This window comes from Chromobacterium subtsugae, from assembly GCF_001676875.1.
GTDB classification, from domain to species: Bacteria; Pseudomonadota; Gammaproteobacteria; order Burkholderiales; family Chromobacteriaceae; genus Chromobacterium; species Chromobacterium subtsugae.
Map to the genome: position 1 here is coordinate 1 of NZ_JYKA01000002.1, position 13,718 is coordinate 13,718.

Here is a 13,718-nt window from a genome sequence, read left to right on the forward strand (position 1 = left end):
AGTCCGCGCAAACTTTTCCTTAGCCATGGCAAATTTCCTGAATACGAAACAAGCAAAGTAAATTGGTGGTGCCCATGGGCAGAATTGAACTGCCGACCTCTCCCTTACCAAGGGAGTGCTCTACCCCTGAGCTACATGGGCCCTTAAAACAGGCTATCAAACGCTTGGAGCGGGTGAAGGGAATCGAACCCTCGTCGTAAGCTTGGAAGGCTTCTGCTCTACCATTGAGCTACACCCGCCTGGTCACTACACCACAACACTGCCACTTGCCAAACGTCTTACAAATTCTGGTGGGGGGAGAAGGATTCGAACCTTCGAAGGCTAAGCCGCCGGATTTACAGTCCGGACCCGTTGACCGCTGGGGTAACCCCCCCCGTGAGAGACCCGAATATTATAGATGCCCTCCCCCGCCGTCAACACCTTTCGCGAAAAAATTTGAATTATTTCGCGTCAAAACGGCAAACGCCCCGCAAGCGGCGGGGCGTTTCCTTTGCTTTCAATACCTTGCGATTTTCAGGCCTTGCCGGAAATCTTCAGATACTTGGCATGCAGCTGTTCTTCGCTCTCCTGATGGGACGGATCCAGCGGAATGCAATCCACCGGACAGACCTGCTGGCATTGCGGCTCGTCGTAGTGGCCGACGCACTGGGTGCACAGGTCGGGATCGATCTGGTAGATCTCTTCGCCCTGCGAGATCGCGTTGTTCGGGCATTCCGGCTCACAGACGTCGCAATTGATGCATTCGTCGGTAATTATCAAAGACATAGTAAATTCCTCAAGTATTCCACAACATGAATTCTGTCACCCGCGGCGGCGGGTCGCAAGTTCGCGCTGGTTATAACCTTATGCGGCGACCCGGCCATGGATCACAACAAAACGGGGGCGGCCGCGACGCGCCGCAGCAGGCCGTACTGCACCAGGCCGGCCTTGTCGCGCCGCACCAGTTCCAGGCCTTCCGGCAGCTGCTCCGGCCATAGCCTGGCCTCCAGGTACACCATGCCCTCCTCCGCCAGCCGCGGCAGCAGCAGCGGCAGCGCCTGCTCCAGCAGGTCGGAATCATAGGGAGGATCCAGGAAGATCACGTCGAACTGTTCGCGGCTGTTCTTCAGGTACAGCAGCGCGTCGCCGCACTGCACGTCCAGCGCGCCGGCCTGCAGCAGCTGTCGATTGGCTTGCAGCGATTCGTGCGCTTTGCGCGATTTCTCCACCATCACCACGCGACGGGCGGAACGGGAGGCGGCCTCGAAGCCCAGCGCGCCGCTGCCGGCGAACAGATCCAGGCAGTTCTTGCCGTACAGATCCTGGCCCAGCCAGTTGAACAGGGTTTCGCGGACGCGGTCCGGCGTGGGACGCAAACCTTCGGCGTCGGGAAACGGCAGCAGGCGGCGGCGGTATTCGCCGCCGATGATTCTGACCTTGTTACGTGACTGACTCATGGCTCTTGACTCTTGAAACAAGCGCCAGAGTTTAACCTGATCAGGACTTTACCGCCTCAATCATGCGGGCTCGCGCCGCATTAGTGTCGCGCGCCAGCCAACAAACGGCATCATATTCCTTATATTTGTTAACCATCCGCAGTCAATGCCATGCGCGCCAATTCGGTGCGCGAGGGCATTTGAGGATACAATTTAGCCGTTTACCGAAATCTCTGGCCTGATTACGCATGTTCAGCTTCTTCAAGAAAAAACCGAAGCCGGTGGAGACACCGCAAACCGAAACGCCGGCAGCCGTCGTCGATGCCGCTCCGGCACTCATCGCCGAGCCCGCCAGTCCGGCCGCCGCCGCGCTTGAAGCGCCTGCTCCGGCGCCGGCCCCTGATGCCGTCGGCGATCTGCCGGCCGAAACCGCCGCCGCTGTTGCCCCGCCGGTACCGTCCGAAGACGCCGCGCCGACGCCGCTGAAGAAAATGAGCTGGACCGAGCGGCTGAAGGCCGGCCTGGCCAAGACCCGCGACCGCCTGGGCAAGCAGCTGGCCGGCCTGTTCGGCGGCGGCAAGATAGACGAAGAGCTGTACGAAGAGCTGGAAACGGTGCTGCTGACCGCCGACATGGGCATGGACGCCACCGTGCATCTGCTGAAGGACGTGCGCGAACGGGTATCGTTGAAGGGCCTGAAGGATTCTTCCGAACTCAAAGGCGCGCTTAAGGATTCGCTGCAGGACCTGATCGGCCCGCTGGAAGTGCCGCTGGACGTCGAAGGCAAGAAGCCGTTCGTGATCATGATGACCGGCGTCAACGGCGCCGGCAAGACCACTTCCATCGGCAAGCTGGCCAAGTACTACCAAAGCCAGGGCAAGAGCGTGCTCCTGGCCGCCGGCGACACCTTCCGCGCCGCCGCGCGCGAACAGCTGATCGCCTGGGGCGAGCGCAACGACGTCACCGTGATCGCGCAGCAGGGCGGCGACTCCGCCGCCGTCTGCTATGACGCGATCCAGGCCGCCATCGCCCGCGGCATCGACATCGTGCTGGCCGACACCGCCGGCCGCCTGCCGACGCAGCTGCACCTGATGGAGGAAATCAAAAAGGTGAAGCGGGTGATCCAGAAGGCATTGCCGGACGCGCCGCATGAAGTGGTGCTGGTGCTGGACGCCAATATCGGCCAGAACACCGTCAACCAAGTGAAAGCCTTCGATGACGCGCTGGGCCTGACCGGCCTGATCCTGACCAAGCTGGATGGCACCGCCAAGGGCGGCGTGATCGCCGCCATCGCCAAGCAGCGGCCGATCCCGCTGCGCTTCATCGGCGTCGGCGAAAGCATAGACGACCTGCGGCCGTTCGACAGCCGCGACTACATCGACGCGCTGTTCGAATAAGACACGCCCGCGGCCGCGCCAGGCGGCCGCTTTTCTCAGCCAATAAGCGGGAAACCTCTCCATGATACAGTTCGACCAGGTAACCAAGCGCTACCCGGGCGGCAACGAAGCCCTGAAGAACCTGTCCTTCACCATCGAAACCGGCGAAATGGTGTTTCTCGCCGGCCACTCCGGCGCCGGCAAGTCGACGCTGCTGAAACTGATCGCCGGCATCGAGCGCGCCACCAGCGGCGGCGTGCTGGTCAACGGCCAGAACCTGTCCAAACTGCGCGGCAGCCAGATCCCCTATGTGCGCCAGCATCTGGGCATGGTGTTCCAGGACCACAAGATTCTGTTCGACCGCAGCGTGTTCGACAACGTGATGCTGCCGCTGGACATCATAGGCTTCGACCGCCGCGACGCAGCCAAGCGCGTGCGCGCCGCGCTCGACAAGGTGGGGCTGCTCAGCAAGGAAAAGATGATGCCCATCCGCCTGTCAGGCGGCGAACAGCAGCGGCTGTGCATCGCCCGCGCGGTGGTGCACCGCCCCAGCATCCTCTTGGCCGACGAGCCGTCGGCCAACCTCGACCGCGCCTACGCGCTCGACATCATGGAGTTGTTCAAGTCCTTCCACCAGGTGGGCGTCACCGTGCTGATCTCCGCCCACGACGAAACCCTGATGGAAGACTACGGCCGCCGCATCATCCGCCTGAGGGAAGGACAGTTCGCCGCATGAAACACTTTCTCTATCTGAACTGGCAAAGCGCCAAGCAGGCGCTGATCAAGATCCTGCGCCAACCGTTCGGCAGCCTGCTGACCCTGCTGATGCTGGCCTTGGCGCTGGCGCTGCCGCTGTGCCTCTACCTGTCGGTCAGCAGCGTGCAGGACTGGGTCGGCCGCCTTACCGCCACGCCGCAGATCACGCTGTTCATGGAGCAATCGGCCGAGGAGGCCGACATCGCCGCCGTCAACAGCACCCTGTCGCACCACCCCAAGGTGAAGAGCTTCACCTTTATCAGCAAGAGCAAGGCGCTGCAGGACCTGGAGCAGCGCAACGGCCTGTCCGGCCTGTCCGACGGCTTGGACGGCAATCCACTGCCGGACGCCTTCGTCGTCACCCCGATTTCGCTCGAACCGCGCGAAATGGAAATGCTGCAGAAGGAGCTATCCGGCCTGCCGATGGTGGAAATGGCGCAGTTCGACGCGCATTGGGCCAAGCGGCTGTACGGCATGGTGGACATGGGCAAGAAGCTGACCTGGTTCCTGGCCGCCGCGCTGGGCCTGGCGCTGGTGCTGGTGACCCACAACGCGATCCGGATGCAGATTCTGGCGCGGCAGGATGAAATCGAGGTGTCCAAGCTGATCGGCGCCACCGACAGCTTCATCCGCCGGCCCTTCCTCTACCACGCGCTGTGGCAGGGCGTGTTCGCCGCGCTGCTGGCCTGGGGCCTGTCGAGCTGGCTGGCGGCGCTGGCCAATCCGGCCATCCGCGAATTCGCCATGCTGTACGGCGAGCGGGTGGAGCTGCGCGGCCTTAATCTGCAGGAGCTGGCGGCGCTGATCGGCGTGGCCGCCTTCCTGGCGATGCTGGGCGCCCGCCTCGCCGCCGACCATCACCTGCGCAAGGTAGAGCCGAAATAGATATGCCAAGTGAAAGGTTTCAGCTATCGCATCGATTGTTAAAATCATTGACGCGGGAACCTTTCATTGCTAGCACTCTCCATATACGAGTGCTAACATAGCACTACCCAAGGAGGTAGCCATCGCAATGAACACAACATTTGCCCTGCCCGTTCCGTCGACCAGCGGTAGCCTGGAGCAGTACATCCAGGCGGTAAACAGCGTCCCTATGCTGTCGCCGGAGCAGGAAACCGAGCTCGCGACCCGTTTCCAGCAGGAAAACGACCTGGAAGCGGCGCGGCAGATGGTGCTGTCGCACCTGCGCGTGGTGGTGTCGGTATCGCGCGGTTACGCCGGTTACGGCCTGCAGCAGGCCGACCTGATCCAGGAAGGCAATATCGGCCTGATGAAGGCGGTGAAGCGCTTCGAGCCGGGCCGCGGCGTGCGCCTGTTCTCGTTCGCCATCCACTGGATCAAGGCCGAGATCCACGAATTCATCCTGCGCAACTGGCGCCTGGTGCGCATCGCCACCACCAAGCCGCAGCGCAAGCTGTTCTTCAACCTGCGCAGCATGAAGAGCGGCTTCTCCGCGCTGTCCGAACAGGAAGCCAAGTCCATCGCCGCCGACCTGGGCGTCAAGCCCGAGGAAGTCCGCGAAATGGAAATCCGCATGAACGGCCAGGATGTGTCCCTGCTGGCCGACAGCGACGACGAGGACAGCTACGCGCCGATAGACTGGCTGGCCGACTCGCACAGCGAGCCGACCCGCGCGCTGGAGCGCCGCGCTTTCGACCACTTGCAGTCGGAAGGCCTCGAATACGCGCTGTCGACGCTGGACGCCCGCAGCCGCCGCATCGTCGAAGCGCGCTGGCTGGCCGACGACAGCGGCTCGACGCTGCACGAGCTGGCGGCCGAATTCGGCGTGTCGGCCGAGCGCATCCGCCAGATCGAGGCCAAGGCGCTGACCAAGATGAAGGCCGCGCTCAGCGAGGGCGTGGTGCTGGACAACTGATCCGCCCCCATGCAGAAAGCCGCTCGAATGAGCGGCTTTTTTATTGCCCGCCACCGGGAGTTGGCGCATCTGCTGCAGGAGCGGCGCATTCATTCCCAGCCTGGATCGCCAGCCGCGCGCAGGCAGCCTGAATGCCGGCAAACGAAAAGCCGCTCGAAAGAGCGGCTTTTTTCATCCCCCCCGCTAGCCGGGGATGGGCTTACTCCGGCAAAGTGCGGAACTTGGCCGGCAGCTTGTCGTAGGCCTCGCGGCTGATCTTGCGCAGCGGCTCCCATTCCGGGTTGGCGTCGCCCAGCGTTTCCAGGAACTGGCCGGCATAGGTCGGGAACGAGGCCAGCGTGGTGCGCAGCGTCTGTTCCGCCTTGGCCTGCTCGCCGGCCAAAACTTCCATCTGCGCGCGCTTGAGCATCACGTCCGGATACGGGCGGAACTCGGTCAGCCGGTCTTCCAGCGCCAGCTTCTGCTTCAGATTGTCGCGGGTGATCGGCAGGTAGTCGTCCAGCGTGTACAGCGCGTGGTAGGCGAACAGCGGCTTGGTCTTGACGATTTCGATCAGCCGCTCGGCGCGCTTGGCGTCCTTCTGCGCGTTGCCGGTGGGGGTGTACAGGTTGACCAGCTCCCAGAACATCGGCGTGGTGCTGATCGACAGCCAGCCTACCCATGCCAGCGCCGCCAGCAACGGCAGTCGCGCCGGCAACGGCAAGGACCTGGACTCGCCGCGCGGCGCCATCGCCATGAACAGCACCAGCATTGCCAGGAAATAGAAATACCACAGCGGATACTCCAGCATGCTGTGGGTCAGCGTCACCGCGATGCAAGCCAGCGCCAGCACGCCTTCCGGCTCGGCCTGGCGACGGAAGAACGGCCATACCGCCCAGACGAAGCCGCCCAGCACCAGCGCGGTGGCGACGCCGCCCATTTCGGCCAGCAATTGCAGCACCAGGTTGTGGGCATTGGTGAACAGGCCGCTGTTGTAGCCTGCGGCGGCGAACTGCGGCAGCGGCTGCAGGCGCACGCTTTCCGCCGCATACTGCGACCAGCCCACGCCCCACAGCGGATGCGCCTTGAAGGTGAGCCAAGCCTTGTGCATCTCGGCGAAGCGGCGCGCGCCCATGTCGTCGCCGTTGGCCGCCAGCCGCGCCACGCCGGAAGCGTTTTCCACGTCGGAATGGGTCAACAGCGAAATCAGGTGATTGAACAGCGGCAGGGCGAACTGGCCGGCCAGCACCGCGCCGCTGCAAGCCCACATCGCCAGCATCAGCCGGCGCGAAACCTCATTGCGGCTGCGCCAGTGCCACAGCGCGGCCAATGCCGAAATCGCCACCAGATACAGCAGCGTGGTGCGAGACCCCGCCCAGGCCAGCATCAGCGCCATCCACAGCACCAGCGCCACCAGCCAGTTGCGCCCCAGCCTGCCCACCGCGAACAGATAGACGCCGGATACCACCGACCACATCAGGTAATGGGCGTACTGATTGCGCTGGCCGATGTGGCCGAAAATGTTGGTGGTGGGGTGGGAGCCATCGTAGAACAGCCCCAGCGGCGCGGCCAGGCCGGTGAGCTGGGCGGCGCCGATCAGCGACTGCACCAGGCCGCCGACGATGACGGCGCGCGCCAGCCATACCGCGAACTCGCGTTCGCCGAAAGCGCCGCGCAAGGAGGCGGTGATCGAGGCCAGCAACGCCAGCGCCAACCAGCCCAGCGCGGTGGCGTAGCTCATGCCGGGGAACATCAGGCTGACCAGCTGCGGCTGCAGCGCCCAGACCCCCGCCAGCAGCAGGCACCACCAACCGGCTCGCGGCACCGCGTCGAACAGCTTGCCGCCGGGCAGCAGCAAGGCGCCGGCGGCCACCAGCAGCCAGATCACGTTGATTTCGCCGAACCACTGCGGCAGCGGCACGAAATGGACGCGGGAAGCGAACGGCACGATGGCGATCAGGCACAATGCCAGCAGGGCCAGGCGTTCGGATATTTTCTGAAAAGTCATGGCGGACCAGATATCGAAAACAGCAAAGCCGGCAGCATACCGCATGCGCACAGCCGGCAAAACCGGTCAAATGTGTCCGCGCGTTACAAACCCGTCAAAACAACGGTTTGCGCGTGACCGGCGACGCCACCGCCGTCACCGCCGCCATCCGCGCGGCGTCGGTATACGCGCCGTGCCGCAAATAGATGGCCTTCACCCGGCTGGTGAGTTCGGCCAGCGCGCGCACCTCGGGCTCTTGCCACGGCTGCAGGCTGGCGTCCAACTTCAACACTTCGTCGGGATAGCTGGCGATGGCCATCACCAGCGTGCGTCTGGCGGCCTCGGGCTGGCCGGCCAGCGCCTGGCATACGCTCAGCCGCTGCAGCACGGCGATATACGGCTGGTTGCGCGCCAGTTGCTCGTAGAACGGCAGCACCACCGCCAGCTGCCGCCGGCCCGGCAGCAGGTAATTGCCCATCACCATCGAGGCCGCGTCTATCCACAAGGGATTGCGCTCCACTTTTTCGATGTAGTTCACCCGCCGGATGTTTTCCGCCGCCGACAGGCTGGGCCGGCTGTAGGCCACCAGATTCCAGAAGATGAACACCCCGCTGACGATATGCGCGATCATCAGCGCCCCGCCGCCGGCGCAGGCCAGCCGCAACAGCATCGTGCGGGTGGGCACCTGCCAAACCGGCGCCGGACCCAGCGCGCACACCGTCACCAGCATCGCCAGAAAAGGCAGGTACCACAGCGGAAACTCGAACATGCTGTGGGTCAGCAGCATCATCGCGATGCAGATCAGCAGCAGGTTTTCCGGGCTCTGCCGGCCGCGGGCGAAAAACGGCAGCAGGCAGCCGCACAAGCCCAGCCCCGCGACCAGCGCGCCGGACAGCCCGGTTTCGGCCAACAGCTGGAAAATCAGATTATGGCTTTGGGTGAACAACACCCCTTCCGGGTACTTGGGCAGGCCGCCAAACGCCTCCAGCCAGACCGACTGCGCCGGATAGCGCGCCAGCCCCACCCCCAACCAGGGGTGCTGCTGAAACACCATCCAGGCCTTGGTCCACTCGATGCGGCGGCGGGCGCCGAATCCGGCGTCCAGCAGGCGTTCGGAGCCGCTTTGCACATGGATGGGCAAGCCCAGCCGGTTGAGCAGCCAGACGATCTCTTCATTGAACAATTGCAGCAGCGCCAGCACGATGATCGCCGCCGCCAGGGCCTTCAGCATGCGCAGCAACGCCTCGTCGCCGGGCGCGCGGCGGTGCCAGAACCAGCACAGCCCGCAAATGCCCAGGCTGTAGGCCAGCGGCAGCCGCGCGCCGCACCAGGTAATCAACAGCAGCTGGAACAACACCAGCGGCGCGCAGAAGCCGGCGCGCAGCCGGCCGCGCCCATACAGGTAACAGGCCGCCGCCACGCCCCAGCTCAAGTACTGCGCGTACTGGTTGCGCTGGCCGACATTGCCCATCACTTCGGTCGGGTTCAGATAGTTCAACGTCACCAGGCCGCGGCAATACCGGGCCAGGTCCAGCAGCTGGATGCTGCCCAGCACGATCTGGATGCAGCTGCCCAGCAACAGGCAGGAGGCCAGGATGACGCAGACGCGCGCCAGGTCCGGCCGCAGCCGGTTGACGAGGAATACCGCCAGCACCAGCATCGCGGCCAGGCTGGCCAGGATCAGAATGGCGGGCTGGTAATTCTCCAGCAGCAAGCCATTGCTGAAGGACAGCAACAGCAGCAGCGCCGCCAGCGCCGCCGCCGCCAATGGCACCCGCACGCCGCTTTGCCCGCGGCGCAGCGCGAACAAGCCGGCGATGCCGACGCAGAGCACCACGCCGGCATTGGTCCACCAGTCCTGCAGCGGCGTGTAGCGGGCGAAATTGAAAAAGGGAAAGACGAAACAGCCGCAAAAAAACAGATACAGCGCGGCATCGCGCCACCAGGTCTTGTCGCTCAACTGGCTTGATCCTTGCATCTGCGCCACCGGCTATCGAATGACATGATTATACCCAGCGGCCCCGCGCACGGGGATGCCATGGCGCAGCATAGGCCTACTGCCGGCAGTTGGTCGGCACCCAGTTGGCCTGCAACTGCGTGCCGATGGCCGTGGTGCCGCCGCCGGTGCCGGTATAGGTGCAAACCCAGGTAACCGAACCCGAGGTGACCGAGGGCACCAGATCCAGCTGCGCGCCGCTGGAGACCGTGTTGTTGTAGGTCAGTTGGATCACGCCGCTGGCCAGCACCGACACGCTGCTGACCGCGTTGCCGGTGATCGACGACGCCGTCGACAGCCCGTACGCGCTGTTGTACGGCGTGGAGCTGGCGAACGCGCTTTTGCTGGCGTAGTACTCCGCCACCGCGGTCTTGGCGGCGTCGGCCAGCGCCAGCCCCTCGGCCACCCGCGACCGCTTGGCGTAGTCCTGGTAGGCCGGGATGGCGATGGCGGCCAGGATGCCGACTATCGCCACCACTATCATCAGCTCTATCAGGGTAAAGCCGCGCTGCGTCGTTCTGTTCCGCATCTTCCGCATCTCCTGATGCTCAAACCCGGGCCCGCCGCAAAAATCAAGAGGCACCGCAGTGCCTCTTGCTCCGCGACTGTCGCCGCCACGCTTACTGGCGGCAGGTGCTGGGCACCCAGTTGGCCGACAGTTGGTTGGCGGCTGCGATGGCGGTGGTGCCGCCGCCGGTGCCGGTATAGGTGCAGACCCAGGAAACCGAGCCGGAAGTAACAGTAGGCACCAGATCCAGCAGGGCACCGCTGGACACCGTGCTGTTGTAGGCGACCTGGATCACGCCGCTGGCCAGCACCGACAGGCTGCCAACCGAACTGCCGGTGATGGTTGTGGCAAGCCCATAGCTAGTGTTATACGGTGCGGTGCCTGACGCGACAAAAGCATTGTTGGATGCGTAGTACTCGGTGACCGCGGTTTTGGCCGAATCCGCCAGCGCCAGGCCTTCCGTCACCCGCGCCCGCTTGGTGTAGTCCTGATAAGCCGGGATGGCGATGGCCGCCAGGATGCCGACGATGGCCACCACGATCATCAACTCGATCAGGGTGAAACCCTGCTGGATCTGCTGTCTCTTCATGATTGAACTCCCGGATTGCCAAGCTTCGCCAAATGGAATGGCGGCGGCCGCGGCCGCCAGCCTCGTCTGCGGGTTTCCGGGCGCGTGCCGCCCGACGCATGTCCGCCTTATCCAGCAGAAAGCATGCCAGGCCTTCGCGGACCCGCCCTGGCGCGCCCCTGCGCGGCCCTGGCTGTCGCCGCTGGGCAGAAACTGACGTTTTTCGTCACATCGGAACCGCGGCGCGGACTATGCTAGCATCCGCCATCCCCCTACCGGAGCCCATCGCATGAGCAACCAAGCCTGGCTGGAGCGCAGCTTCGCCGCCGTCTGGCATCCCTGCACCCAGATGAAGCGCCATGAAAGCCTGCCCATCGTCCCCATCGCCAGCGCCGACGGCGTCTGGCTGACCGACTTCGACGGCAAACGCTATCTGGACGGCGTCAGCTCCTGGTGGGTCAACCTGTTCGGCCATGGCGAGCCGCGCATCAAGCAGGCGATCAAGCGCCAGCTGGACAGCCTGGAGCACGTGATGCTGGCCGGCTTCACCCACCAGCCGGTGGTGGAGCTGTCGGAACGCCTGGCGGCGCTGTCCGGCCTCGGCCGCGCCTTCTATGGCTCCGACGGCGCCAGCGCCACCGAAATCGCGCTGAAGATGAGCTTCCACTACTGGAAAAACCGCGGCCAGCCCGGCAAGACCCGCTTCGTCAGCCTGGAGAACAGCTACCACGGCGAAACCGTCGGCGCGCTGGCCGTCACCGATGTGCCGCTGTTCTCGTCCACCTACGCCGACCTGCTCAAGCCTGGCCTGCGGGCGCCCAGTCCGGACGCCCGCCAGGCCGCGCCCGGGGAAACCGCCGCCGACCCGGCCCGCCGCGCCGCCGTGGCGCTGGAAAACCTGCTGGCCAAGCGCGCCGGCGAGATCGCCGCGGTGATCGTCGAGCCGCTGGTGCAGGGCGCGGCCGGCATGGCGATGCACGATCCGGCCTATCTGGCCGAACTGCGCCGGCTGTGCGACCGCCACCAGGTGCATCTGATCGCCGACGAGATCGCGGTGGGCTTCGGCCGCACCGGCACCTTCTTCGCCTATCAGCAGGCCGGCATCCTGCCGGACTTCCTGTGCCTGTCCAAGGGCATCACCGGCGGCTTCCTGCCCCTGTCCTGCGTGCTGACCCGCGACGAAATCTACCAGGCCTTCTACCACGACGATGTGGCGCGCGGCTTCCTGCATTCGCACAGCTACACCGGCAACGCGCTGGCATGCAGCGCCGCGCTGGCGGTGCTGGACATCTTCGAGGCCGACGACGTGCTGGCCGCCAACCGGGAGAAGGCCGCCGAATTCACCCGCCGCATGCGGCCGCTGTCCTCCCGCCCCGACATCCGCCACTTCCGCCACACCGGCATGATCTGGGCCTTCGACGTGGCCACCGAGCGCGCCGACTTTGCATTGGCCTTTTTTTCGGCCATGCTGAAACGCGGATGTCTGTTGCGGCCGATAGGCAAGACCGTCTACTTCATGCCGCCCTATACCCTGAACAACGAAGAAATGGATTGGCTGGTCGAGTCGAGCTGCTCAGCGCTGGACGAAGTCCTGGCCGGCGGCTCGCAGACGGCAGGCGCGGAAACGCCGCTGCCCTGAAGCGCGGCGCGCCGGGCGCCGTCCCGCGACACAGCCTCGGAGCCCTGTCCGGATGCCGCCACTCGCCTTGCCGAAGAAGGATATGGACCCGCAACTCGTCGACACCCAGCCAGCCAGCGTCGCGGCCTGGCTGGAACGCCTTCCCTACACCGACCTGCCGGAATGCGGCCGGCTGCTCAGCCAGGCGCTGTACCAGCTGGCGCGCACGCCGCTGGAGCCGACGCAGCGCTTCAAGCTGCTGCTGCTCTATCTGAAGGCGCTGGATCGCTATTACCCGCTGCTGGAAGCCGAATCGCAGCACAACGATATCCTGTCCTCGCCCAAGACCCGGCTGCTGGCGGTGCTCAGCGTCAAACTGTTCGCCAATCTGTACATCGCCTTCAAACAGACCTTGAACGAAAAGCTGGGCCGCCACGCGCTGCTGGAGCGAGAGCAGCCCAAGATCGAACTGCTGCTGTACACCATGATGGCCGCCCGCCAGTACCTGAACGTCAGCCAGCAGAATTACTGCCCGCTGCCGGCGGGCTTCTGGCTGGACTGCCACCAGCTCTACGCGCTGGCGCGGGAGCGCGGCTGGCAGGACAAGGCGCTGTCCGGCGACGACTCGCTGGCCGTCATCTACCGCCAGATCCTGCTGCTGGGCCTGACCTCCACCAACCGCCTGTCGGTTGTCGACATGCACCTGGCGCGCCAGCTGATCTACGACCTGGCGCGCCAAGTATCGCTGCTGCCGGTGGCGGGCTTGAACGACAACCGCCACGGCTATCTGCTGGACCCGCTGGAAGACAATCCGCCGCGCCACCTGCTGATCACCCCCGGCTCGCTGCACGGCCATTGCAGCATGCTGGAGTTGAGCGGCGCGGTGGACACCATGCGCCGCAGCCTGGAACAGCTGCAGAGCGCCAGCGGCAACGCCGCCGCGCAGCTGGGCGATGTCGTGCAGCTGCTGAGCGGCCTGGTGGAAGAATGGCAGCATCCGCGCCGCCGCAAGCACGGCCGGGAAGACAGCCAGGCAGTGGTCGAGGTCGTCTCCACCCTCTCCTCGATCTGGCACCTGGCCAACCACGGCAGCTGGCAGCTGGCCGGCGCCGGCTCGGAAGAGGAGAACGCCCGCCTGCGCAGCCCGCCGTCCTCCTGCCTGCTGACCCTGGTCAACCGCAGCGAATCCGGCTATCTGCTGCGCGGCCTGCCGCGCGAACAGACGCTGCGCGCCGGCGAAGCGCTGCTGCTGCATCCGCCCGACCAGCCGGAAGCGGCGCAGCTGTGCGCGGTGCGCTGGGTGCTGATGCAACCCACCGGCAAGGAAGTGGAATGCGGCGTGGAAATCCTCGGCGGCCTGCCGCAGCCGGTGCTGGCGATGCCCAGCATCACCCATAGCGGCGACAGCTTCCTGCGCGGCCTGCGGCTGCCGGCCGCCGCCGGCCGCCCCGACCTGCTGTTGCTGCCCGGACGCCAGTTCAGCCAGCTGCGCGAATTCCGCCTGCGCGACGACGCCGGGGAAAAACTGATACGCGCCGCCAAACTGCTGCAGCAATCCCCTCACTTTCAACTGATCGAATACCGGCCCAGCGAGTACTTTTGACCTGGCTCAAGCCCGGCGCTTTTTCGGGTACACTGA

General features: G+C 65.0%; 12 protein-coding genes and 3 tRNA genes. 6 read left to right on the forward strand and 9 right to left on the reverse strand.

Translation table 11 applies throughout. The annotated features are described in order from the left end of the window. Positions 1-66: 66 nt before the first annotated feature. The 5 genes from MY55_RS02220 to rsmD form a co-directional block, all read right to left on the reverse strand. Positions 67-141 (reverse strand) — tRNA-Thr (locus MY55_RS02220). Between the two features lie 24 nt (positions 142-165). Next, a tRNA-Gly gene (locus tag MY55_RS02225) sits at positions 166-239 on the reverse strand. A 49-nt stretch (positions 240-288) separates the two neighbouring features. Further along, positions 289-374, reverse strand: a tRNA-Tyr gene (locus MY55_RS02230). Positions 375-513: 139 nt separating this feature from the next. Beyond that, the gene (locus tag MY55_RS02235) at positions 514-765 is read right to left on the reverse strand and encodes a YfhL family 4Fe-4S dicluster ferredoxin (RefSeq protein ID WP_065201911.1); all 252 of its coding nucleotides are present in this window, start codon (positions 763-765) and stop codon (positions 514-516) included. Between the two features lie 101 nt (positions 766-866). Next, positions 867-1,436: a 16S rRNA (guanine(966)-N(2))-methyltransferase RsmD gene (gene rsmD / locus MY55_RS02240; protein WP_065201912.1), complete on the reverse strand. Its 570-nt coding sequence runs from the start codon at positions 1,434-1,436 to the stop codon at positions 867-869. Between the two features lie 227 nt (positions 1,437-1,663). Here rsmD and ftsY point away from each other — a divergent pair, with 227 nt between their 5' ends. The 4 genes from ftsY (at position 1,664) to rpoH (ending at position 5,423) form a co-directional block, all read left to right on the forward strand. Further along, positions 1,664-2,812, forward strand: a complete 1,149-nt coding sequence (gene ftsY / locus MY55_RS02245; RefSeq protein WP_065201913.1) for a signal recognition particle-docking protein FtsY — start codon at positions 1,664-1,666, stop codon at positions 2,810-2,812. 61 nt (positions 2,813-2,873) lie between these two features. Continuing rightward, positions 2,874-3,527, forward strand: a complete 654-nt coding sequence (gene ftsE / locus MY55_RS02250) for a cell division ATP-binding protein FtsE (protein WP_043579573.1) — start codon at positions 2,874-2,876, stop codon at positions 3,525-3,527. Beyond that, positions 3,524-4,432 (forward strand): permease-like cell division protein FtsX, encoded by a 909-nt coding sequence (gene ftsX / locus MY55_RS02255; protein ID WP_065201914.1) that lies wholly within the window; start codon positions 3,524-3,526, stop codon positions 4,430-4,432. The genes ftsE and ftsX overlap by 4 nt, the downstream gene beginning before the upstream one ends. Before the next feature lie 127 nt (positions 4,433-4,559). Beyond that, entirely contained in the window at positions 4,560-5,423 is an 864-nt protein-coding gene (gene rpoH, locus MY55_RS02260) for an RNA polymerase sigma factor RpoH (protein WP_043579577.1), read from the forward strand. A gap of 199 nt (positions 5,424-5,622) precedes the next feature. Here rpoH and MY55_RS02265 read toward each other — a convergent pair whose 3' ends face one another. From MY55_RS02265 to MY55_RS02280, 4 genes are all read right to left on the reverse strand, one after another. Then, the gene (locus tag MY55_RS02265) at positions 5,623-7,410 is read right to left on the reverse strand and encodes a PglL family O-oligosaccharyltransferase (RefSeq protein WP_043579580.1); all 1,788 of its coding nucleotides are present in this window, start codon (positions 7,408-7,410) and stop codon (positions 5,623-5,625) included. 94 nt (positions 7,411-7,504) lie between these two features. Next, positions 7,505-9,367 carry a PglL family O-oligosaccharyltransferase gene (locus MY55_RS02270; RefSeq protein ID WP_081284611.1) on the reverse strand — a complete coding sequence of 621 codons (1,863 nt, stop codon included), beginning with the start codon at positions 9,365-9,367 and terminating at the stop codon, positions 7,505-7,507. Positions 9,368-9,443: 76 nt separating this feature from the next. Next, the gene (locus MY55_RS02275; RefSeq protein WP_052878144.1) at positions 9,444-9,914 is read right to left on the reverse strand and encodes a pilin; all 471 of its coding nucleotides are present in this window, start codon (positions 9,912-9,914) and stop codon (positions 9,444-9,446) included. Between the two features lie 91 nt (positions 9,915-10,005). Then, on the reverse strand, positions 10,006-10,482 hold the full coding sequence (locus tag MY55_RS02280; RefSeq protein WP_043579592.1) for a pilin: 477 nt from the start codon (positions 10,480-10,482) through the stop codon (positions 10,006-10,008). Positions 10,483-10,750: 268 nt separating this feature from the next. On the opposite strand from MY55_RS02280, the gene MY55_RS02285 reads away from it, so the two are divergent. Next, on the forward strand, positions 10,751-12,100 hold the full coding sequence (locus tag MY55_RS02285; RefSeq protein WP_047244568.1) for an adenosylmethionine--8-amino-7-oxononanoate transaminase: 1,350 nt from the start codon (positions 10,751-10,753) through the stop codon (positions 12,098-12,100). Positions 12,101-12,182: 82 nt separating this feature from the next. After that, positions 12,183-13,682: a hypothetical protein gene (locus tag MY55_RS02290; RefSeq protein ID WP_043579595.1), complete on the forward strand. Its 1,500-nt coding sequence runs from the start codon at positions 12,183-12,185 to the stop codon at positions 13,680-13,682. Positions 13,683-13,718 lie beyond the last annotated feature (36 nt).

Coding starts and splice junctions, on each gene's coding strand:
- MY55_RS02265 (WP_043579580.1), bottom strand. CDS start 7,410: ATGACTTTTCAGAAAATATCCGAACGCCTGGCCCTGCTGGCATTGTGC.
- ftsE (WP_043579573.1), top strand. CDS start 2,874: ATGATACAGTTCGACCAGGTAACCAAGCGCTACCCGGGCGGCAACGAA.
- MY55_RS02280 (WP_043579592.1), bottom strand. CDS start 10,482: ATGAAGAGACAGCAGATCCAGCAGGGTTTCACCCTGATCGAGTTGATG.
- ftsY (WP_065201913.1), top strand. CDS start 1,664: ATGTTCAGCTTCTTCAAGAAAAAACCGAAGCCGGTGGAGACACCGCAA.
- ftsX (WP_065201914.1), top strand. CDS start 3,524: ATGAAACACTTTCTCTATCTGAACTGGCAAAGCGCCAAGCAGGCGCTG.
- MY55_RS02285 (WP_047244568.1), top strand. CDS start 10,751: ATGAGCAACCAAGCCTGGCTGGAGCGCAGCTTCGCCGCCGTCTGGCAT.
- MY55_RS02290 (WP_043579595.1), top strand. CDS start 12,183: ATGGACCCGCAACTCGTCGACACCCAGCCAGCCAGCGTCGCGGCCTGG.
- rsmD (WP_065201912.1), bottom strand. CDS start 1,436: ATGAGTCAGTCACGTAACAAGGTCAGAATCATCGGCGGCGAATACCGC.
- MY55_RS02235 (WP_065201911.1), bottom strand. CDS start 765: ATGTCTTTGATAATTACCGACGAATGCATCAATTGCGACGTCTGTGAG.
- MY55_RS02275 (WP_052878144.1), bottom strand. CDS start 9,914: ATGCGGAACAGAACGACGCAGCGCGGCTTTACCCTGATAGAGCTGATG.
- rpoH (WP_043579577.1), top strand. CDS start 4,560: ATGAACACAACATTTGCCCTGCCCGTTCCGTCGACCAGCGGTAGCCTG.
- MY55_RS02270 (WP_081284611.1), bottom strand. CDS start 9,367: ATGCAAGGATCAAGCCAGTTGAGCGACAAGACCTGGTGGCGCGATGCC.